Below are 20,999 nucleotides of genomic sequence, written 5' to 3' on the forward strand. Positions count from 1 at the left end.
TGATGACTGGCTGCTCATCCACCAAGCCAGAAAACGACCTCGTCCTGGGCGGACCCGATGGACCGGTCCGGCTGGATCATTTTCTGCACCGCTGCTTCCCGGAAATTTCCATCCAGCAATGGAAAAAGGTTCTGGCCAACGGTCTGGTACGGGTGAACGGCAGTCAGGCTCGCAAAGGGACGATCCTGACAATCGCCGACTCGGTCACACTGCCCGAGCGGCTGCCGGCAGCGCTGCTCCCCGGACCGCCGCTGCCGGACCCCAGCGCTCAGCCAACCATTATTTTTGCAGATGATGAGCTGCTGATTCTGGACAAGCCAGCCGGCATCCATACCCATCCCCTTTCCCGGTCTGAACGGGGAACACTGGCCAACTGGTTGATGAGCTATGATCCTTCCCTGGCGGGAATCGGCTTTTCACCCCTGCAGCCGGGACTGGTGAATCGCCTTGACCGGGATACATCGGGGTTGATTCTGGTGGCCAGAAGCGGTGCTAGCTGGGAAAAATATCGGCGGCTGTTTGCCGGCAAGCTGGTGACTAAAATTTATCTGGGCATCGTTCACGGGATCCTGGCATCACCAACCACCGTTGATCTCCCCCTCATCCATCATCCCGGCCGCCAAGAGATGATGACCGCAGACATCCCGGCAACATTCAACGGTCGGCAGTTTCCGGCCGCCACCACCATCGAGCCACTTGTTCGCACTGAGAAAACCACCACCGTCCGCCTGACCATGACCACCGGTGTCACCCACCAACTGCGAGTTCATGCAGCGGCCATCGGCCATCCGCTGGTGGGCGATCTTCTCTATGGCAGTCCTGAAACCGCAGAGCCGGATCGCAAAACCGGTCGTCTGCTGCTCCATGCCCACCAGCTGCTGCTCCCGGACGACCGCACTTTTACCGCCCCCATCGAGTGGCCGGCGGCTTGACCAATAACAAGTGTCATGCTGAAAGTACTGCTTTTGCAAAAGGACTTGTTTCATGCCTGAATCTCAACCATTGACGGCAAAGCATTCCCTGAGGGGCCGTCTGCATGAAATCATTTTCGAGGACGACACGCCGGCCGGCAAAGCCTTTGACGTTATCCTTATCTGGTGCATCGCCATCAGCATCGGCGCCGTGGTTATCGACAGTGTCGCCACTGTTCACCAAACCTACGGTCGTCTGCTGCATACCATCGAGTGGTTTTTTACCATCCTTTTCACGGTCGAATACCTGCTCCGGCTGCTCTGCGTACAGCGCCCGGGACGGTATGCCGCCAGCTTTTTCGGCATCGTCGACCTGCTGGCCATTCTGCCGACCTACCTCAGCTTTATCGTTCCCGGCGGCCATTCCCTGCTGACCATCCGCCTGTTGCGGGTCCTGAGGATTTTCCGTGTTCTGAAATTGTCCCACTATCTGAGCGAAGCTCGCCTGCTGGCCACGGCACTCAGGGCCAGCCGCAGAAAGATCAGTGTCTTTCTCCTGGCGGTGGTTGCCATTGTTGTCATCATCGGTGCGGTCATGTACATCGTTGAAGGCGAAGCCCACGGCTTTCGTGACATCCCCACCAGCATCTACTGGGCCATTGTCACCCTGACCACCGTCGGCTATGGCGACATCTCCCCCCAGACCCCTTTGGGCAAAGCCCTGGCGTCGCTGGTCATGATCCTCGGCTATGGCATCATCGCCGTGCCCACCGGCATCGTCACCGCAGAAATTTCCAAAGTCGATAATAGACCACCTTCAAGCCAGGCCTGTCCGGCATGCGGCGCCGACGGCCATGACAGTGATGCCGTCCACTGCAAATTCTGCGGAACCGCCCTCTGAACAATCACCGGAAAAGCAGGGTTGGTTACGGCCGAAACCAGGTGAGCCGCCGCAGACCTTCGGCCTGCCGGTAGGCTGCTCCCTGGGAAAGGTAGGTTCTGGCAAGATCCTTGTCGGTCACCACACTGCCGGCTATGCAGTCAATACCATAGTCGAACAGCAGCGGATGCAACGGCGTACTGGGGCCCAACAGAACTTTGAAACTCTTCTGACAATGGGAGATAACCTCCGGGAAGGTACCGTTAATCAACGTCGTCGCGGTAATCAGGACAAAATCCGACCGGGGAAGCAGGTCGGCATAGCGGTCCACCCCCAGGTCCTCCCCCTGCGGATTGAGTTCAAACACCCAGAAATTTTCAAACATGCCGCTGCGACGCAGCCAGTCAACCTTGGGGAAATGGCCAAGGACTGCTATATTCTTGCCCTTCCCATGATCAACAATATAATCGAAGGCATCCTGCTCACCGGCCTTTTCCAGCACTGCCCGATGGTTGACCACCGAATTGATGGCCGCCATCCCCACCGCCCTCTCCAGCAGGTGATCGGAGAAAATCAGTTGGGCCAGCTCCCGGGTGCTTTTTTCGTGCAGTCGTCCAAGATCCCTGATCGGCTGCATGCAGCCGCCGGTGTTGACCGTTGAAGCCAAACCAACCGCAGGACCATCGATAAAAACCGTATGACGGAACAGTGACACCTCGCTGACCGGGCAGTCATCCAGATCGGCAACTATTTTTTCAATCATCTTTTTCTCCTTCCTGCCGGTAGACAGACCAGGCAGTCAATGAATGGTTCATGGCCAGGGCGAACCCCCGGGCCCCCCGCTGACGAAAAAAATGGACCAGCGACAGGGGATTGATTTGCCGGATAAGCATGAACCCCAGCCAGGTAACCAGCAACGCCCGCAGCAGCATAACCAGCAGTTGCCCGTCATGCAGGTTCGAAAATATGCAGATAAGCGTAACGGTAATGCCAAAGGGTACGAGAAAACCAATCCTCCCCATATCTCTGCAGGCCCCCACCGCGCTTGCTTTCCAGCTTCTCTTACGGCCGCGGGGCAACTCGACCGGCGGGCCGCCGTGGGCAACCAGCTTCCTGATCCTCGCCAGCCGCCGCTCGATAAAGCTGAAATCAAAGTGGTATGCCGCCAGGGTGATGCCCACGGCCAGCAGTATTTTTATCAGAAGGAAGGTCAAAAGAATGCTGCCCAGCGGGTAGGGACCCCAACCGGCAGCAGCGATAATACGGTTAAAGGCAGTTTCCAGCATCTCGAAATAAGCCCGGCCATATTTCAGCAGCGAAAAACCCAGGGAGAGAAACACGGTACTGACCGACGTGAGCATCGCCCCGCCGAGCATGGCAGGAAAATGCCAGCCAAAGATTGACGTCGGGAGAGCAAACAAAGCTCCCTGGGTAAAGATGTAAAACATCGGCTTCAACCGCGGCCCGGCGGGTGAAAATGACTTCAACAGGGCGGCAATAAAAGCAATCTGGTACAATCCCCGCCCGTTGAGCCGCCGGCCAAAGCCGATCATCATCATGACCTGCACCAAGGCGAGAAAATGCCCTTTGAAGGGCACCCGAACGGCATGCAGGACGGAACCAACGCCAACCTCCGTAAGCCCCGCAAGCACGGAAAACGCGGCAATGTTCCGGGCATCACGGTTTTCCAGATCATGGCAAATCTCAGCAATAATTTTTTCATGATCCTGCCGCTGATCGAGATCATAAACCTCGGACGAAGAAAGACCATAGCAGCGCACAACATCTTCAAGACAACGCTTCTTCACCACCAGAATCACCAGCGGCCCATGCTCCCCAGCCGCCTTCCTGATAACGGAATCAAACCCGTCACCGGCAAGCTCCAACGGGCCAATATCATCGAGCAAACAAACCTCGACATCACCAACCGCTCTCAATCTGGACAATACCACAGCCAGATTTTGACGGTTAAAATCGAAGCCGTTTTCCCGCCGTGCAGCCCAGGAATAGCTCTCGCCGGATGGGATGATTCTGAAGTCGTACCCACCTGCCGGCATGGCGCTCCGGTGCGCACGGGGACTGGCGATATTCGCCACCCCGGCCAGCCGGTACCTTTTCCGCAGCACCGTTTCAAGCTGCAGCAGAAGTGTCGTTTTGCCGGTGGCAAGATCACCGGTAATCAGGATGGAACGGGTCGCACGTTCGTCGTTCACAATCTACCTGCTGTTGGCAAAAAGCGGCAACACCGCTGTCCTACAGATTATGATAAAAAACATCATTCCGATGCCGCCTGATAATATGAGGAACACCCAGTTCCTTCCTTGTTTTGATAATCCTCGTCTTGTAGGGCAATGAAAAGGCCAGCGGATGACTTGGCTTCCCATTTCGCGAGGGAACAATCATCCCCTTCCCCTGGGCGGTCGCCTGGGGGATGCAGTCAACCAGGGCAGACAGGGTTTCAGGGGAAGACGGACGGTTGAGGAAATCAACCATGAACCATTGATCGCCGGCGGCCAGACAGGTCAAGGCCGCTTTCAGGGAGGTAATAATCGGCTGCTCCTTTTTCTCCGTCTCCACTGCCCAGACATCAAGGTCGCCAAGAAAATCCAGATACCCCTCAGTCTCCCGGCTATAGACAAAGATGATCCGTGAAAACCGGCCAGCCACTCTCCGGAGAGCAGCATAGCACGCTTCCCGCACCTCAAGCTGGCAGGCCTTTGCCCCCAAGACCATCAGCACCGGGGCGGCATGGTCCATCTGCGGAGCCCTTGGAATCAAGGTTGCCACCGGTTCATAGTCCCTGGTAACCACCATTTCACCCCCACCCATGGCCACCAAACGGAGCAGATCCTGTTTGACGCGGGTAATATTCAACACTTTTTTAATCATCGTGAAAAGATCCCCTGTCTGCTTTTAAAAAGTGATCTTCAGCCGCATTGGATGATGTAATGTTGCTCAAGCCGGGCTGCCAGTAAAATGCTTTTTGGCCATCGGTTCTGCTTGACTTACATTTTAATGGCCATTAAAATGCACATTAAAAAAGATTTGTCAAATTTTTTCTATCTGCTCCGTCATCAGCATAACAACCTGCCCGGCAAAAATGCCTGGATAAGACAAATTATCAGATATTATAAGCCCATTTATGTAATAAATAGTTATTATAAGTTATTTTCTTCTTGCATATCACTGAATCTGCATGCTATATGCGGCAGTTGTTAACGACCTCTAATAAAAATGAACTCGCAACAACCGGCAAAAAGCTTTTAAAAACCGGATGGCACAATAACGGCTCAGATTCGAGGCAGGCAAAACCTGAGGAATGGGTTTTGTACATCCAGTGCAACCCAGTGAGGAAGGTTGTCGCTTAACGGAGAAGATGACGTTGCTACAAAGCCATCAATAAAAAATCATGATCGTCACTCATGCTCGCAATTACTCTTGCCCTTTATAGCGCCGCCTTGCTCCTGACCTGGTTGAAGAAATCCGGTTATAGCCAGACCATCATGCTTATCGCCCTACTTCTTCATGGCTGGCAGATGGTCGCATACACCCTTGAGACCCATCATCTGCCGGTGTTCACCCCGGCGGCATCACTCACCTTCACCGCATTCATTCTCAGCCTGACAACTCTTTTCATCAGCACGCAAACAGCAGCTCCCCTGCCAGTGCGACGCTGGGCACTCGTGACAACCACCCTTCTGCTCGGTACTGCCCTTTTGTGGCCTCAGGCACCGCCCTGTTTTGATTACAACCACATCTATCCCTATGCGGTTGCCTTCCATGCTTTCCGCCGCCTGGCACTGGCGGCGGCACTGTTCGCAACGGCCCTGTTTTTAAGCACCTTCACTCTGAATAGCCAGAGCAACCAAGCCGGCATCGTTCGCCACCAGGGAAGAACGGCTCTCCTGATCACGGCAGTCTTCTACCTGCTCTCAGAAGATACCGGCATTATCTGGTGCCTGAATGGCTGGGCCGATGTCTGGCGCTGGACGCCCGGGTTTATTATTTCGTCCATGGTTATCATGTTTCTGATGCTGATTCTGCATCTCCCTGGTGGCAGCCTGAAAGACAGATCCTGGTATACCGTTCTCGGGCTGCTCTGCGGTCCTCTGATGCTCATTGCCCAGCTTTACAAACCGTAGGTTTTCAGATGAGAGTTCCTCCGATCATCGCTTCTTTGCGTTTCACCACCGGCATGCTGACGACCCTTACCCTCTGGTTTGCCGCCTTCCCCCCCCTGGTCAAGCTGGGCGGCGGCCGCAAAGTAATTAAGGCCATGAATCATGGCATGCTGATCGACTGGCTGTGTCAGGAAAGCGCCGGCAGTCTGCCGCTGAAATTATGGTTCGCCGGCCTTTGCCTCCTCATGGGGCTGCTGGCCCTGAACCTCATCACCTGCACCTGGCGAAGGTTTCTGCCCACGTTGCACGACAACAGCAAAAAGTGGCTGATGTTCCTCATTCACCTGGTTTTCGGCCTCCTGGTTGTCTGTCACGGGGCCGGCTTTTTCTGGGGCTGGCGCCCATCGCCGATCATGGCACATACTGGTGAAACCTTCGCGTTGCCCAACGGCTGGCAGCTCTCCATTGACGATATCACCTTCAATGATGACCCTGCCATCCTCGCCAAACCTCGCCGGCAATGGACCTATAACGATTTTGACTACCGACATAACAGCACCCGGATACGTCTCATCCAAAACAACACATTGATAGCTGCCGGCAGGGTTGCCACCTACGAGCCGCTGCAAGATGGTTCACTCCAAGTGACCCTGCTCGGCTTCATTGCACCGGCTCAAGACTCACAAACCCCCGGCGTCCACCTGAGAATCACCCGGGCACCTCTGGCCCGCCCGACCATCTGGCTCTTTCACCTGATGATCCTGCTGACATTTTCATACTGCATCATAACATGGCGATCACCGTCGACTGACCGTCAGACACATAAAATAACCGAGGATAAGGAGGAATAAGATGCGCATTGGACGTTTAGTGCTGCTCGCCGGACTGCTGGCTGTTTTGGCCATGGCAATTCCATGGGCCGCCCACGCGGAGGAACCTGCCGCCAACAACAAGGTTTTCAGTCTTGGCGAAATAGTGGTTACCGGCCAGAATGAGACGATCAACAAAATCAGCACCAGCCAAACCATTGACATGGAAAAGTTGCAGCTTACCAACAGCATCACCGTCGGCGATGCCCTTGCTACCCTGCCGGGAGTTTTTCCGACAATCGGCACCAAAAATGAACAATACTTCACGATCCGCGGCTTCAACCAGCGTTACGTACCTATTTTTTACGATGGCATTCCCATCTCAGTGCCCAATGACGGTTATGTTGATGCCGGGATACTGAGCACCGACAATCTTTCACAGGTCACGGTCAGCAAGGGGATCAGCTCCGTCCTGTACGGCACCAATACCATGGGTGGCGTCATCAACCTGGTAAGCCGTAAACCGGAAAAAACCTTTGAAGGCGACATCACGCTCGGAGCAATGGAAGTCGATGGCTACCGGGCCGCCATCAACCTCGGAACTCGCCAGGACAACTGGTACCTGATGGCCGGCGCGAGCCGCCTTGATCAGCGCACCTTCAATCTTTCCAGCGACTTTGATGACGAGATTAATCAGGAAAGCGGCAACCGCAACAATGCCGAACGGAAAACCAGCACCGGTTCGATGAAAATAGGCTGGCTGCCGGCAGACGGACATGAATATGCCATCGGCGTCAACGCCGTCGAAGCTGAGCGGGATGTACCGCCCCATACCTTTGCCACCAGCGGTCGGGAACTGAAATACTGGCGCTTCACCAACTGGGACAAACTGACCACCTACCTAATCGGCAACTCACGGCTCATGGACGGTCTGGAGCTGAAAACCAGACTGTTTCGCGACGACTACGAAAACACCCTTGATTCCTACGATAACGACAGCTATGCCACCCAGTTCACCGGAAGGGCCTTTCACAGCCTCTATGATGATTATTCCTGGGGCGGCTCACTGACCCTGCGCAGCGAACAGCTGTCGCGGCAGACACTCAGCCTGGCATTTCACTACAAGGAAGACGTCCATAAGGAACAGGGCGATCGTGGAGACCCCTGGGAACGCTATGAGGCTACCACCTATTCATTGGGCCTGGAAAATGATATCCGGGTTACCGACCATTTTTCGGTGGTCATGGGTGCCAGCTACGATCTGCAGGATCCGGAATATGTCAATGGAGCACCGGTACGCGACAGCGACGACACCCTCAATCCCCAGGCCGGCATAAACTGGATGATCAACGACCAGCTCATTGTCCACGCCTCTGTCGGCCGGAAAACACGCTTTCCCACTCTGAACGAACTGTATTCCAGTTATCTCGGCAGCAGCATTCCTAATCCTGATTTGAAGAAAGAAACGGCGGTCAACTATGAGGTCGGCATCGACTATGACCTTGCCGGCCATACCCAGATGGCTCTGTGCCTGTTCTATTCAGATGTTGAAGATCTCATTGTCCGCCGCTATCTGCCGGCAGGCGACATGTATGACAATGTAGGTAAAGCCCGCTTTCAAGGGCTTGAGGCCTCCATGCATTCAACCCTGCTGCCGCGCCAGGACATCAACGCCAACTATACCTTTCTCGATGCCGAAGACCAGTCCGCGGAACGAACCAGCGACCATTTAGAAGAGGTTCCACGCCATAAGTTCTACCTCAGCGACCTGATTAAGGTAACCGACCGGGTGCGCCTGTTCATGGAATTAGAAGTACACGGCAAACGCTGGGAGCAGGATCTCAGCGGCCAGTGGAACAGGATTGACGGCTTTTCCCTCGTGAATGCCAAGGTCATGGTTAACCTGCCGCATAATCTTGATATCGAGGCCGGCTTCCAGAACCTGCTGGACAAGGACTATGAATTGAGCACCGGCTTCCCCCGCCCGGGACGGACGGCCTTTGCTGAAGTGAAATACAGTTTCTAAACGAGAGGGAAAACAACCATGACCCGAAACAACCTGATTTTTCTGTTGCTTGGCCTCATCCTTACCATTAGCGGCACCAGTCAATCCCTGGAAGCCTCCGAGATGGCCAACCAGGCAATGACGCTGCAGGGCGCCGTTCGCCAGGAACTGACCATTCAAACCGAGGCGCTGGCTGATTTCGAATCACAGACTGTCCAGTTCAACGATCTCAGCCGGGATGGGACTAATCGTGGCATCATTCATTACCGCGGGGTGCCGCTGCGCATCCTGCTGGAACTGGCCGGCATTGCCAAAGCTGACCAGGGCTTCAATAAACTCGTAGACCTAGCTGTCGTCGTGGAAAACAACAATGGCCAAAAAATTGCTCTTTCCTGGGGGGAAATTTTCTTTCGCCTGCCGGGCAATGTTCTGATCGCCTATACCGGCACCCCTCTGCAGCCGGGTCACCTCAACTGCGGCCGCTGCCATGAAAAAGAGGTATACGAACCTCGGCTGGCGGTTCAGCAAAGAACAATCGCTTATCCAAAGCTCTTGATCACCGGTGACCGCTGGGCTGACCGGGCCCTGGAAGGGGTCACAAAGATCACCGTCGTTGAGCTCCCCCCCCAACCTGGAAATCGCAAGCTTGATCCACTCTATGCCCCCGAAACCCTGATTACCGGTGCCGTTGCCAAGCCGATGACGGTCACCTCACTACCCGCCGATCTCCCCCGCCAGGAAATAAAGGCATTTCCAGTTGGCGAAGGCCGCCTCTACCATGGCCCCGGGGAATGCACTTTTTCGGGAGTTGCCTTCCAGGATCTCATCGCCAGGAGCAGCCCAACCGCCGACCTGAATACAGTAATCATGGCCTGGGCGCCAGATGGCTACCGCTCGTTGTTCTCCTTGGGTGAACTGCAGCTTGGCAGAGATGGCGACCGAATGCTGTTCGCCGATCAGCGGGAAGGCAAGCAGCTCCACAAGAACGGCCGCTTCGTTCTGGTTTCGCCTGCCGACCTGATGGCCGACCGCTGGCTCAAAGCCGTTGGCCGCATCGAGATCATCTCTTTGGACCAGCCATCCCGCTGATATAACCAGCAAAAAGCAGCTTCTCCCACCAAAAACCCCCAGGCTTTGCAGGTCTGGGGGTTTTTGGTGGCCGGAAAATTAAAAACAACCCGATCTGGTAAAAGTTCATTTTTTAGGGTATGACATGGTGAGGCTCCATTTCATGGAGTTCGACAGCACTCATCCGACTGGCAAACCATTCCTGAGCCCATGCAAAGCCACAGACAGCAGGTAACAGACAACACCGACAGCCACCAGGAAAAGCAGGTCATCTATCTCGGCCTGGTGATCAACATGGTGCTCATCATCGTCAAAATAGCCGGTGGCATGCTGGTATCATCCCTGGCCCTGGTCGCCGATGGCATCCATTCCCTCTCCGACCTGATGACCGATATCATTGTTCTCTGGGGTCTTTCCCTGGCCGCCCGGCCGGCGGATGAAAGTCACCCCTTCGGTCACGGGAAGCTGGAAACCCTGGCCTCACTGATTGTTGCCGGCGTCCTCCTGGCCGTCGGTCTGGGGATCATGAAAAAAGCCTACTTCTGCCTCTTCCACGGCGCCCCCCTACCCATCAATCCACGCTGGGTGCTGGGGATTGCCCTGGCCTCGGTCATTCTGAAAGAGTTCGCCTATCAGAGAACCATCTCCCTTGCCAACCGCCTCCATAGTCCCGCCCTGGAAGCCAACGCCTGGCATCACCGATCGGATGCGCTGTCGTCACTGGTGGTCTGTTTCGGGGCTGGCGCCGGCTGGCTGGGCTGGCAGCAGGGAGACCTGGCGGCCGGACTGGTGGTGGGCGGCATGATCGCTTATGTCGCCCTGAAGATGGGCTGGCAGGGGTTGGGACAGCTGGTGGAACGGGCCGCTTCACCGGCCATCCAGCAGGAGATTGAAGCAGCCATCAACAATTTCCCCGGCATCCTTTCCTGGCATCATCTGCGCACCAGGAGGGTGGGCCGGGAGGTGTTTCTTGATGTCCACGTTCTGGTGCCGGGCGAGATGACGGTCGCCGCCAGCCATGACCTGGCCGATCAACTGGAAGAGTTTCTCAAGGAAACCCTCTCCTATCCCCTGAACATCATTATTCACATCGAACCGGGCAATGAAGGGCAGACCGCTTCAACACCTGCCGAACACTACTAACTCTTTTTCAGACCAGGTTTTTTACTGCTCTGAGAACCGCTTCATAATCCGGCTCATCGGTAACCTCTTTGACCAGCTGCCGGTAGCGGACAATACCCTGCCGGTCAATGACAAAAACCGCCCGGGCCAGCAACCGCAATTCCTTGAGCAGCACCCCATAGGCGATCCCGAAGGAAGCATTGAAGTGATCGGAAAGGGTAATCACCTTGTCGATGCCGGCCGCACCGCACCACCGCTTCTGGGCAAACGGCAGATCCATGCTGACAGTGACAATCGCCACCTCGTCACCGAGATCTGCAGCCGCTTGATTAAACCGCCTGGTTTCCATATCGCATACCGGCGTATCCAGCGACGGCACCGAGCAGAGAACGCTGACCTTGCCTGAGAACTCTGACCGTTTGACCTTGCCAAGATCATTGTCAAGCAGTTCAAAGTCCGGCGCCGTGTCGCCCACCTGCAGCTCATCGCCGCACAGGGTTAAGGGATTGCCGTGGATGGTAATCATACCCGTTCGTTCCTTCATTTCTCCCTCCATGAATGATGTTAGTCGTTCTGCAGATCGCTGACAATCAGGAGAAACTACCCCAGGGACGCCTCCAGGTCGTCAACAATTTCAGCTGCCAGAATCTCCGGCACCGCCATGATCGACGACCTCTCAGGCCGCCCTGATCAGCAACGCATCAAACTGTTCTCGAACCTGCTGTTCCGGTGTCAGACGAACACTCCTTTCCCATGGCAGTTCACCTGAATATATCCGACGGGCGCAAAATGTCAATACAAGCGGGATAGTTGCAAGAAACCGGACAGATTATTGCGGCGGCAGGTTTCCCAAACAGCAGGACAACGAACCGGCTACGACAGGATTTCAGCAGCGGAATCGCTGTCATTTCCCAGTCCGCAGGCAATGCAATAGGCACGGATAAGATCGGTAAAGGGCACACCAAAATCACGCAGTTTAAGCTCGCCGACGCCTTTAACCTGCTTGAAGGCGGCCAAGGTTGGAGGCCGCTGGCAGACCATATCATACAGAGCCGCATCACTGAAAATAATGTAGGGGGGAACTCCACGTTCGGCGGCCAGTTCCCGACGCAGCTCACGCAGTTTTTCAAAAAGCTGAGACTCGGCCTCGGAAAGTTCACGTGCCAACTTGGACCGCGTTGGGGCGGCAGAATTTTTTGCCGGTTCCTTGGCCACCAGCAGGCTGGGAACCGTTTCACCCTTGAGCAGACGGTGGCCGGCCGAAGTCACCTTGAGCAGATGATAGTCCTGTTCGCGGGCGATAAAACCCTGGCAGATCAGCTGGTCGATCCAATCCTTGATGGTTGCAAGGCTCTCCCGAGACAACAGTCCCCAGGTCGTCAGCCGATTATGACCGTTTTCTTTGATGCGGCGATCATTGGAGCCTCTGAGGACCAGAGCCGTATAATCAGCGCCATAATTTTCCCCCTGGCGAAGAACACCGGCAAGAATTTTCTGCCCGATGGACAATGGCTCGGCCACGGATATCAGCTCACCAAGACAGATATCGCAGCTGCCGCACGTGCCGGGTTCGAGTTCCTGGTCGAAATAGCCGACCAGGGTCCGGTGCCGGCACTGGTCGCCATGGACGTAGTCAACCATCGCCTGCAGCGATTTTTTCGCCCCTTCAAGACCTTCACCGTAACCGTTTTCCGCCAGCGTGCGCTGCCAGCGCTGCAGATCACTGCTGCCGTGGAAAAGAATACATTCCGCCGGCAGACCGTCGCGCCCCGCCCGGCCACTCTCCTGCTGATAGTTTTCCAGGGCCTTGGGCATCCCGCTGTGGAGAACCAGGCGGATATTGGATTTATCAACCCCCATGCCGAAAGCCACCGTCGCCACCATGATCCCGGCCTCATCATGAATAAAGGCCTCCTGGCTGGCGCGGCGCTCACCATCATCCATCCCGGCATGGTAAGGATAGGAGCGAAAACCCTTTGCCGCCAACAGAGCATTGAGCTGATCGACTTCACGCCGGCTCTGGCAGTAGATGATGCCGGATTGCTGCTTGTAACGCTGGAGGATGTCGATAATCTGGGCGCTGTGATTGGCAGACCGGCGGCGGACCCGATAGGTAAGATTGGGACGGTCAAAAGCGCCAACGAGAACATGAGGGCTGTCAAGCTTGAGCTGGTCGGCAATATCGCGCCTGACCGTCTCGGTCGCCGTAGCCGTATAGGCATGGATGGCAAGGCCGGGAAAATGCTCTTTCAAACCGCCAAGCTGCCGGTACTCAGGACGAAAGTCGTGGCCCCACTGGCTGATACAGTGAGCTTCGTCAATCGCCAGAAATGAGATTTTTAAGGTTTTAAAAAAATCCAGGGTGCGTTTCTGAACCAGCTTTTCGGGCGAGATATAGAGCAGGGAAAGTTCGTTTGCCCGGAGGGCGGCAGCCACGTCACGCTTTTCCACCATCGTCAGGGAACTGTTGACTGCCGCCGCCCGGACTCCGTTCAGGCGCAAAGCATCAACCTGATCTTTCATCAGAGCGATCAGGGGCGAAACAACGATGGCAAGACCGGCAAGGAGCAGGGCCGGCACCTGGTAACAGACCGATTTGCCGCCCCCGGTCGGCAGCACAGTGACCGAATCACGTCCGGCAAGGACCATATCGATAGCTGCCTGCTGGCGGTCGAGAAAACCTTCATGACCCCAATACTGTTTAAGAATATGCGCCGGAGCAGTGTTCATAAGCAGGCGTAGCGCCATTCAGCATGGTGTTTACGCAGGCGGCATTTCAGCCCACCTGAGCCAAACCACACGCCTGCCTTTCTTCCGCAAGGCAGGAGAAAAACACTCCCCTCTCATGGCAGATTCATTCTGATATACCCGAGGGGAACAAAATGTCAAGTCAACTGGTATGACATGCGCACTGAATGTGCAGGATTGCGACGGCGTTCCGCTGGACCAGAACCGCTTAGGGGATCAACAGATACTGGCCTTCCACCCGGCACAACCCTTCCTTCTGCAGACCACTGAGGGCTTTGGCAAAACGGTGGTCATCCTGGTAGGCAGCGAGGGGGATGGTGCCTTTTGTGAGCAGCTCCCGCACAATCTGGGCCCTCAGCTGGCGGACCGAACCGGCAAAGGCACTCTGCTTCGAGACCGGGGAGATGCCACTTTTGGCGGCGGTGAGATGAAGGGCGCCGTAATCCATCAAGGCGTTGTGCCAGTCGCGGCTGCGGCCCCGGGGCAGGCACTGCTCCGCCAGCTTTAGGATTTCGGCCGGGGAAGGATTGTCCAGGGAAAACTCGGCAATGTAGATGCGGCGGATATTGGTATCGATGGCAGCCAAATCCTCGTTGGCGGCAAAGATGCGGACCGCTTTTGAGGTATATTCACCGACCCCGGGAAGATGGCGGTAATCCCGGCAGGCGGCCAGCACGTCACCATCGTAGTCGGTGGTAATTGTTGCCGCCGCAGCCAGCAGCCGCTTTGCCCGGTTGTTGTACCCCAGACCCATCCAGAGCGACAGCACCTCCTTCAGCTCGGCTTTCGCCAGTGCCTTCGGACTTGACCAGCGGTCGAGCCAGCGTTCATAAAAAGGAATGACCCGCTCCACCTGGGTCTGCTGAAGCATGATTTCAGAAACCAGTATGCGATAGGGATCGGTGGTTCGCCGCCAGGGAAGATTCCTGCCCCGCTCCCCATAAAAATTCAGGATCCGCTCCTGGAATGCTGTAATTGCGCCTGTCTGCTTCATCCGCTTGCCTTAGAGCCATGATGTAGATACGAAACAGGAATGTCTTTTGGCAAAGAAAATGGCTTAAAAACTGTCTGATTCATCTTCTTCATCATCAACAAGAATAATCTCATCCGACGACAGCTCCCGTGCTGTGCCCCCTGCGGCCGGCAGTGCGTGCTGTTTTCTGGCCAGGGCATGGGGATTCTGCGGCCCGGCAAGGTAACCGCCAAAATCCTGATTGGCCTCTTCCAGCCGCTGCCCGCCGCCAGTCAGCAGGAACAAAAGATGAGTGACCACATCCTTCATGGCCACCGCCTGGGCGGCAAGCTCTTCAGCTGCCGATGAACTTTCTTCGGCGTGGGAAGCCACCTCCTGGGTAACTCCGTCGATCTGCCGCATGGCCTCGGTCACTTGTTCTATACCCTTGGCCTGTTCCCGGCTGGCGGCAGCAATCTCTTTTACCAGATTATCTACCTTTTCGTTGACCTCGTTGACTTGGGAAAAATCTTCCTGCACCCGACCCATAACTGCGGTTCCCTCGGCAATCCGCCGCACGGTATCCTCGATAAGTCCCTGGGTAGCTGAAGCAGCTTCAGCGGCTCTCCTGGCCAGGTTGCGAACCTCTTCGGCAACTACGGCAAAGCCGGCTCCGGACTCGCCGGCCCGGGCTGCCTCAACCGCGGCATTGAGCGCCAGCAGATTCGTCTGGAAGGCAATGTCGTCAATTGATTTGATAACTTTAGATATCTCTTGACCAGCAACCCCAATCCGCTCTATCGACCCGGCAAGTTCCTCCATCGCTTTGCTCGTCTGCAGCATGGTATCTCTCGCCTTATCGGCAAGCCGGTCGGCTTCCGTCGCATTATCGGCATTACTTCTGGTAAGCGATGATGACTCTTCAATTGTCGCACTTGTTTCTTCAATGGCAGCCGCCTGACGGCTGGCTCCCTGAGCCAACGCCTGGGAAGCCGATGCCACCTCATCCGAGGCACCCGTTACCTGGCCGACCCCGATTTCAAGATGGTCAATGATTTTTTTCAACGGCCGCGTGATCAGCCGGGTAATCAGCAGGCCGAGCAGTATGCCAGCGATAATAGCAACCAGGGCAAACGTCGTGATCTCCATCCGCGCCCGGACCGTCTGGCGCTGCATGGCATCCTGTTCAGCGTCAGCAAGCATGGCACCAACACTGACCACCTCACGGGCACTATTAACCATAACGTCCATCGCCCGCTCCTGCTCGCGGGTCAGCTCACCATAAGAGGTAAACGCTCCACGATAAGCATCTACTTTGGCCAGCAGCACTTCGATCTGCGATCTCTGCTCCTCGTCGGTGAATGAATCCTTGAACTCACTGGCAAGGCTGATGATCTTGTCAAGCCGCTCCGTCACCTGATTGAGCGACTGCTCGTCATGACTGATGGTAAAGGCCTGCTCACCACTGGCAGCCTCCTGGAACCAGATCATAATCCGGTACGATCCTGATATAATAGCGGTTTTCTTGCCAATCGACTGTTCCACCAGTGTCTGGACAACTTTAAGATCGGTATCCTGGTCACAGCGGAACTGGTTCAGTTTTGCCTCTACCTCGGCACCAATATTTTCCAGCCGGGTCAAATTGTTTTCAATACGTTTTTTTCTATAGGCCCCATAGGCTTGAAGATAGGGATCCAGAGCATCGATGATCTCGGCAAGAATATCTTTTGCCGACTGACGATCAAGTCGGATTATCAGAAGCTGGCCGATGGTCCGCATAAGATCAATCTTTTCGGTAAACTCGTCGGCCAATTGTTCATTGCTGCTGTACCGGCTGGCAAGGACTACCCCCTTTACATGGAGAAGCATCTGATGCATGCGAATCGCATCATCGGTATTGGCCCGGGTCTGCTCGGAAAGGGTGCTGGCCTCACGGCTGATTTTTTCCAGGTCTCCCTCCTGAAAACTGATGATTTTCCGAACGGCGGTTTCCGCTTCTTTCCCGGCGGCTGCCATCTGCTGCCGGGCAGCATCTTTTTTCTGCCGCAGGCGGCGATAATCGCTGAATGCCTGGCGATAGGTGGTTGCCATAACACTTATCTGCCCCACTTCACTGGCAGCCGCATCCATACCCATATCACTGGCCAGTTCATCGGCTTTCGTCACCAGACTGCCGACAATCCGTTCAACCAGCTCAGCATCCTCTTCACGGTTGTGGCTGATGTAATTTTTTTCCGCCAGGCGGGCATCAGTTAGAAGGCTGCTCAGACTGTTTACCCGGGTGGTGGTATCCACCCGGCCATGGATAGTCTGGATACTGCTGAAACCAACGTAGGCGATGACCACCAACAGCAACAGCAGCAGGGAAAACCCGCAAATAATTTTAGCACCTAATGAAAGCTTGTTAAACATGGGACCTCTCTGACATGTGACACCATAAAATGGTAAATTAGCTATAACTACTGCCAACATAATAGCAATAATAATATATCGCTTTTTCCTTATAAATCTTTATGGAAAGTTGCCGGACTGAGAAAAAAATCCTCCACCACCGGGACCATGTATGGAGCAGTAAAAAAGCAAATGGGAAAAAATAGGTACATAAAAAAACCTTGACAAAAAGAAATCAATTCGATAAGTGGAATAAAGTTAGATATAGTTAACTATTTACACAGGCTCAAACAATGACCCTCGATCTTTATCCTGATTTATCCCCAACGCAGGAAGATTACCTGGCAGCTATCTATCAGATTGTCAAATCACAGCAGATAGCCAGAGCCAACAGCATCGCCCGCAAGCTTGGCGTCGGGCTCTCGTCGGTCACCGCGGCATTAAAAAGTTTGGCCGCTAAAAAGCTGATCAATTACCGGCCCTACAGCTATGTCACACTCACCGATGACGGCACGGCCCTCGGCCGGCAGCTGACTAAAAAACACCAGGTGCTGGTGGATTTTCTAACCAGGGTCCTCGCCCTGCCAGCAGCGGATGCCGAACATAATGCCCACCGCCTTGAACATGCGGTCGATGAAGAGGTGTTGAACCGCATTATCAGTTTTATTACCTTCCTGGAACAATGCCCCCGGGGCGGTATGGAATGGATCGCTCAATTCAGTCATTTCTATGAATCCGGTTCACGGGTTGACCATTGTGCAGAACGTTTCGATTCATGGTTTTCCAAAGTCTGTCACCATCAGCAAGTTCCCTACTTTTCGAAAGGAGAATCAACAATGAACATTACGTTAGCGGACCTGAACCCCCGGGAATCGGGGAAAATTCTTGCCATACGTGGAAGCGGGCCATCAAACAAACGCTTTATGGAAATGGGCCTGATACCGGGAAGCATGGTTTCAGTGGAAAAGATTGCCCCTCTGGGTGATCCCATCGACGTCAAAATAAAAGGATATCACCTCAGTCTGCGCAGGGAAGAGGCCGCCGGCATCAAGATTGAAAGACTCAGGCATGGAAGCTCTGGAGAAAAGAAATGATACGACTGGATCACATTGGCCATGGTGTCAAAGTATTGGTAAGCGGTATCAACGCAGGGCGACAGGCCCAACAAAAGATGGCAACCCTGGGAATTTTTCCTGGAGCTATGCTTCAGGTGCTCAGCGGCAATCGCCACGGTCCGGTAGTAATCCGGATTGGCAGCGGCAAATTGATATTGGGTCGCACACTGGCGAGCAAGATCATGGTCAAACAATAGGCAATTTTTTTTTGCCAGCTCTATTAGGTATAGCTAACTATATTTAGCAAGTGCAACTCAGATCATGAAAGGAAAAGAGAATGGACAGCACCATTACCGTCGCCCTGGCCGGCAATCCAAACAGCGGCAAATCGACTATCTTCAACCTGCTCACCGGCTCCCGGCAGCGGGTGGGCAATTATCCCGGAGTTACGGTGGAAAAAAAGGAGGGTGGCTGCCGCCACCAGGGGCAAGAGCTGACGATCATCGACTTGCCAGGCACTTACAGCCTTTCGCCCCATTCGGTGGAGGAACTTGTAACGCAAGATTTCCTACTCAACCAGCGGCCACAGGTGGTTATTGACATTGTTGATGCCTCAAACCTGGAGAGAAACCTCCTGTTGGCCACCCAACTAATGGAAATGAACACTCCCCTGATCATCGTTCTCAACATGATGGACATGGTGGCCAGGCAGCAAACGACCATTGACCTGCCGATCCTGGAGCAATTGCTGGGCGTTCCGGTCATTCCAATGGTCGGCAGCCGGGGCACCGGCAAGGAACAGTTGTTGGAAACGATTATTGCAGTGGCTGAGCAGCGGCAAAATCCAACACCACGGCCCATAGCCTACCAGCAAGATATTGAAGAAGTAATAGCCGAACTTTCATCGATGATTTCGACAACGCTGCTGCCCGAGCTGCCCAGAAGATGGCTGGCCATCAAACTTCTTGAGCGAGACGGACAACTGTTGGAAAAGGTCAGCAAAGCAGATCCGGCGCCGGAAATCTTCAAAAGCAACTATGAGCGGATATATGAAAAATTATCTGGCCATCTCGATGAAGCCCCCGAACTGCTGATTACCGAATGGCGGTACGGCTTCATTGCCGGCTTGATCAGGGAGGCGACAATCACGACAGCTGCCGAGCGCCTCACTTTTTCTGACAAGGTCGATAAAATCATCCTCAATCGGATCCTCGGCCTGCCAATATTTCTGCTGCTCATGTACTTGGTATTCACCTTGACCTTTAGAATTGGAGGTCCGCCGATGATTTGGCTAGACACGGGTTTTTCCTGGCTGGGAGATACCATTTCATCCTTCTGGCCTGGCAGGCCGGACAGCGCCGTTTTATCGCTGCTGGTTGATGGCATCATCGGCGGCGTCGGCGGGGTGCTCGTTTTCCTGCCCACCATCATCCTGCTGTTCTTCGCCATCGCGATGCTGGAGGGCACCGGCTACATGGCCAGAGCGGCCTTTATCATGGACAGGATGATGCATAAAATCGGGCTGCATGGCAAAAGCTTCATTCCCCTGCTTACCGGCTTTGGATGCTCCGTCCCGGCAATCATGGCCACCAGAACCCTTGAAGATGAGCGCGACCGACTGACAACGATCATGGTTACCCCATTGATGAGTTGCGGAGCCCGGCTGCCCATTTACGCACTGATTATTCCGGCGTTCTTCCCCGCCACCTGGCAGGCACCCATGCTCTGGTTGATTTATGTTTTCGGCATTGCATTAATGATGGTCACCGCCCGTTTTTTGCGCGCCACCCTGTTTAAAGGTGACGACACTCCTTTTGTGATGGAGTTGCCGCCCTATCGCCTGCCAACCCTGAAATCGATAGCTATCCACACCTGGGATCGGGCTTGGCTGTATCTGCGGAAAGCCGGGACGATCATTCTGGCTATCTCCATTGTCATGTGGGCCATGACTACCTATCCAACCATGCCGGCATCGCCAAACAACGTGTTTTCTTCCTCCGAAGCATACCAGGAAGCCCGGTTGACCTATTCAGCCGCTGGTCGCTTGGGACACGCTTTGGAACCACTGCTTAAGCCACTTGGCTTCGACTGGCGCATCGGCACCGCACTGATCGGTGCCTTTGCCGCCAAGGAAGTCTTTGTATCCCAGCTGGGGATTGTCTATGCCATTGGCGAAGCCGACGAAGAGTCCGTTCCACTGCGGGAAAAACTCCAGCAACACTATACCCCACTGGTCGGCTTCTGCATCATGTTGTTCTGCCTGATCAGTGCGCCATGCATGGCGACCATCGCCGTCACCCGCCGAGAAACCAATTCCTGGCGTTGGGCTCTCTTTCAGCTGGCCGGTTTGACTGTTATGGCTTGGATAATAACCTTCATCGTGTACCAGGCCGGTCGCCTGGCTGGAATCGGCTGCTGAGCAATCAGCAAGGAATGTACTATGGAAACGATAATTATCATTGGCATGGTATCTCTATCGCTGCTTTTTCTCAGTCGGAGATACAAAAGAACATTCACCAGCACAACATGCGGGTACAAGTCTTATGACTGCTGCCAGGAATGCGGCGTCTGCCCGGATAAGCAAGCAGCAAACTGCCAAACAAACAGCAAGACAGAGGTTATCCATAACTGCCATACTGCCAATGGAAAGCCGTTACAAGGCCGGCACGCCGAAAAACCGTTTCAGCCTGAAAACCCCATTGACATCACGATTAGTATGGGTTATCGATGTATGCAAATTGTGGGGGAGAAACTCGCAGCCAAACATTCGTTTTATCCACCTGCTATTGTGGCAAAACATACCACGAAGGTATCAGAACCATGAAGGTTTTGACATCTCGTGGTTTTTTTTGCCCGATCCCAATCCTGACCTGCGAAAGCTTTTCGACAGCAACAGCATCGGTCTGGTAAAGTCCGTCTATCAAGAACTAACCATTC

General features: G+C 54.6%; 18 protein-coding genes. 11 read left to right on the forward strand and 7 right to left on the reverse strand.

All coding sequences use genetic code 11. The features are described 5' to 3' along the window. The first annotated feature begins 2 nt into the window (after nt 1-2). Nucleotides 3-932: an RluA family pseudouridine synthase gene (locus JXO50_03410; protein MBN2332134.1), complete on the forward strand. Its 930-nt coding sequence runs from the start codon at nt 3-5 to the stop codon at nt 930-932. Between the two features lie 52 nt (nt 933-984). Then, nucleotides 985-1,812 (forward strand): ion transporter, encoded by an 828-nt coding sequence (locus JXO50_03415; protein MBN2332135.1) that lies wholly within the window; start codon nt 985-987, stop codon nt 1,810-1,812. A gap of 25 nt (nt 1,813-1,837) precedes the next feature. On the opposite strand, the gene JXO50_03420 is transcribed toward JXO50_03415, so the two are convergent. Genes JXO50_03420 through JXO50_03430 form a run of 3 tightly spaced genes read right to left on the reverse strand, consistent with a single transcriptional unit; the run spans nt 1,838 to nt 4,680 of the window. Beyond that, nucleotides 1,838-2,554, reverse strand: coding sequence for a DUF364 domain-containing protein (locus tag JXO50_03420; protein ID MBN2332136.1), 717 nt, complete (start codon nt 2,552-2,554; stop codon nt 1,838-1,840). Further along, complete coding sequence (locus tag JXO50_03425; GenBank protein MBN2332137.1) at nt 2,547-4,004, reverse strand: hypothetical protein; 1,458 nt, start codon at nt 4,002-4,004, stop codon at nt 2,547-2,549. The genes JXO50_03420 and JXO50_03425 overlap by 8 nt, the downstream gene beginning before the upstream one ends. A gap of 40 nt (nt 4,005-4,044) precedes the next feature. Next, complete coding sequence (locus JXO50_03430) at nt 4,045-4,680, reverse strand: hypothetical protein (protein MBN2332138.1); 636 nt, start codon at nt 4,678-4,680, stop codon at nt 4,045-4,047. A 533-nt stretch (nt 4,681-5,213) separates the two neighbouring features. On the opposite strand from JXO50_03430, the gene JXO50_03435 reads away from it, so the two are divergent. The 5 genes from JXO50_03435 (at nt 5,214) to JXO50_03455 (ending at nt 10,937) form a co-directional block, all read left to right on the forward strand. Beyond that, on the forward strand, nt 5,214-5,933 hold the full coding sequence (locus tag JXO50_03435) for a hypothetical protein (GenBank protein MBN2332139.1): 720 nt from the start codon (nt 5,214-5,216) through the stop codon (nt 5,931-5,933). 8 nt (nt 5,934-5,941) lie between these two features. After that, entirely contained in the window at nt 5,942-6,763 is an 822-nt protein-coding gene (locus tag JXO50_03440; GenBank protein MBN2332140.1) for a hypothetical protein, read from the forward strand. 1 nt (nt 6,764) lies between these two features. Continuing rightward, nucleotides 6,765-8,747 carry a TonB-dependent receptor gene (locus JXO50_03445; GenBank protein MBN2332141.1) on the forward strand — a complete coding sequence of 661 codons (1,983 nt, stop codon included), beginning with the start codon at nt 6,765-6,767 and terminating at the stop codon, nt 8,745-8,747. A gap of 18 nt (nt 8,748-8,765) precedes the next feature. After that, the gene (locus tag JXO50_03450) at nt 8,766-9,815 is read left to right on the forward strand and encodes a hypothetical protein (GenBank protein ID MBN2332142.1); all 1,050 of its coding nucleotides are present in this window, start codon (nt 8,766-8,768) and stop codon (nt 9,813-9,815) included. A gap of 189 nt (nt 9,816-10,004) precedes the next feature. After that, on the forward strand, nt 10,005-10,937 hold the full coding sequence (locus JXO50_03455) for a cation transporter (protein ID MBN2332143.1): 933 nt from the start codon (nt 10,005-10,007) through the stop codon (nt 10,935-10,937). A 7-nt stretch (nt 10,938-10,944) separates the two neighbouring features. Here JXO50_03455 and tpx read toward each other — a convergent pair whose 3' ends face one another. The 4 genes from tpx to JXO50_03475 all read right to left on the reverse strand — a co-directional run bounded on the left by tpx (nt 10,945) and on the right by JXO50_03475 (nt 17,028). Continuing rightward, nucleotides 10,945-11,460, reverse strand: coding sequence for a thiol peroxidase (gene tpx / locus JXO50_03460; protein MBN2332144.1), 516 nt, complete (start codon nt 11,458-11,460; stop codon nt 10,945-10,947). A gap of 329 nt (nt 11,461-11,789) precedes the next feature. Beyond that, nucleotides 11,790-13,646, reverse strand: a complete 1,857-nt coding sequence (gene recQ / locus JXO50_03465) for a DNA helicase RecQ (protein ID MBN2332145.1) — start codon at nt 13,644-13,646, stop codon at nt 11,790-11,792. 226 nt (nt 13,647-13,872) lie between these two features. Continuing rightward, nucleotides 13,873-14,658, reverse strand: a complete 786-nt coding sequence (locus JXO50_03470) for a Fe-S cluster assembly protein HesB (protein ID MBN2332146.1) — start codon at nt 14,656-14,658, stop codon at nt 13,873-13,875. A 63-nt stretch (nt 14,659-14,721) separates the two neighbouring features. Further along, nucleotides 14,722-17,028, reverse strand: coding sequence for a methyl-accepting chemotaxis protein (locus JXO50_03475; protein MBN2332147.1), 2,307 nt, complete (start codon nt 17,026-17,028; stop codon nt 14,722-14,724). Between the two features lie 272 nt (nt 17,029-17,300). Here JXO50_03475 and JXO50_03480 point away from each other — a divergent pair, with 272 nt between their 5' ends. From JXO50_03480 to JXO50_03495, 4 genes are all read left to right on the forward strand, one after another. Then, nucleotides 17,301-18,101 carry a metal-dependent transcriptional regulator gene (locus JXO50_03480; protein ID MBN2332148.1) on the forward strand — a complete coding sequence of 267 codons (801 nt, stop codon included), beginning with the start codon at nt 17,301-17,303 and terminating at the stop codon, nt 18,099-18,101. Then, a complete protein-coding gene (locus JXO50_03485; protein MBN2332149.1) occupies nt 18,098-18,319 on the forward strand; it encodes a ferrous iron transport protein A in 222 nt (73 codons plus the stop codon). Before JXO50_03480 ends, JXO50_03485 begins: the two co-directional genes overlap by 4 nt. Before the next feature lie 80 nt (nt 18,320-18,399). Continuing rightward, nucleotides 18,400-20,481 (forward strand): ferrous iron transport protein B, encoded by a 2,082-nt coding sequence (gene feoB / locus JXO50_03490; GenBank protein ID MBN2332150.1) that lies wholly within the window; start codon nt 18,400-18,402, stop codon nt 20,479-20,481. 21 nt (nt 20,482-20,502) lie between these two features. Beyond that, nucleotides 20,503-20,886: a hypothetical protein gene (locus JXO50_03495; GenBank protein ID MBN2332151.1), complete on the forward strand. Its 384-nt coding sequence runs from the start codon at nt 20,503-20,505 to the stop codon at nt 20,884-20,886. Nucleotides 20,887-20,999: the final 113 nt, after the last annotated feature.

It is taken from the genome of Candidatus Anaeroferrophillus wilburensis, from assembly GCA_016934315.1.
In the GTDB taxonomy this organism is placed as follows: domain Bacteria; phylum Desulfobacterota; class Anaeroferrophillalia; order Anaeroferrophillales; family Anaeroferrophillaceae; genus Anaeroferrophillus; species Anaeroferrophillus wilburensis.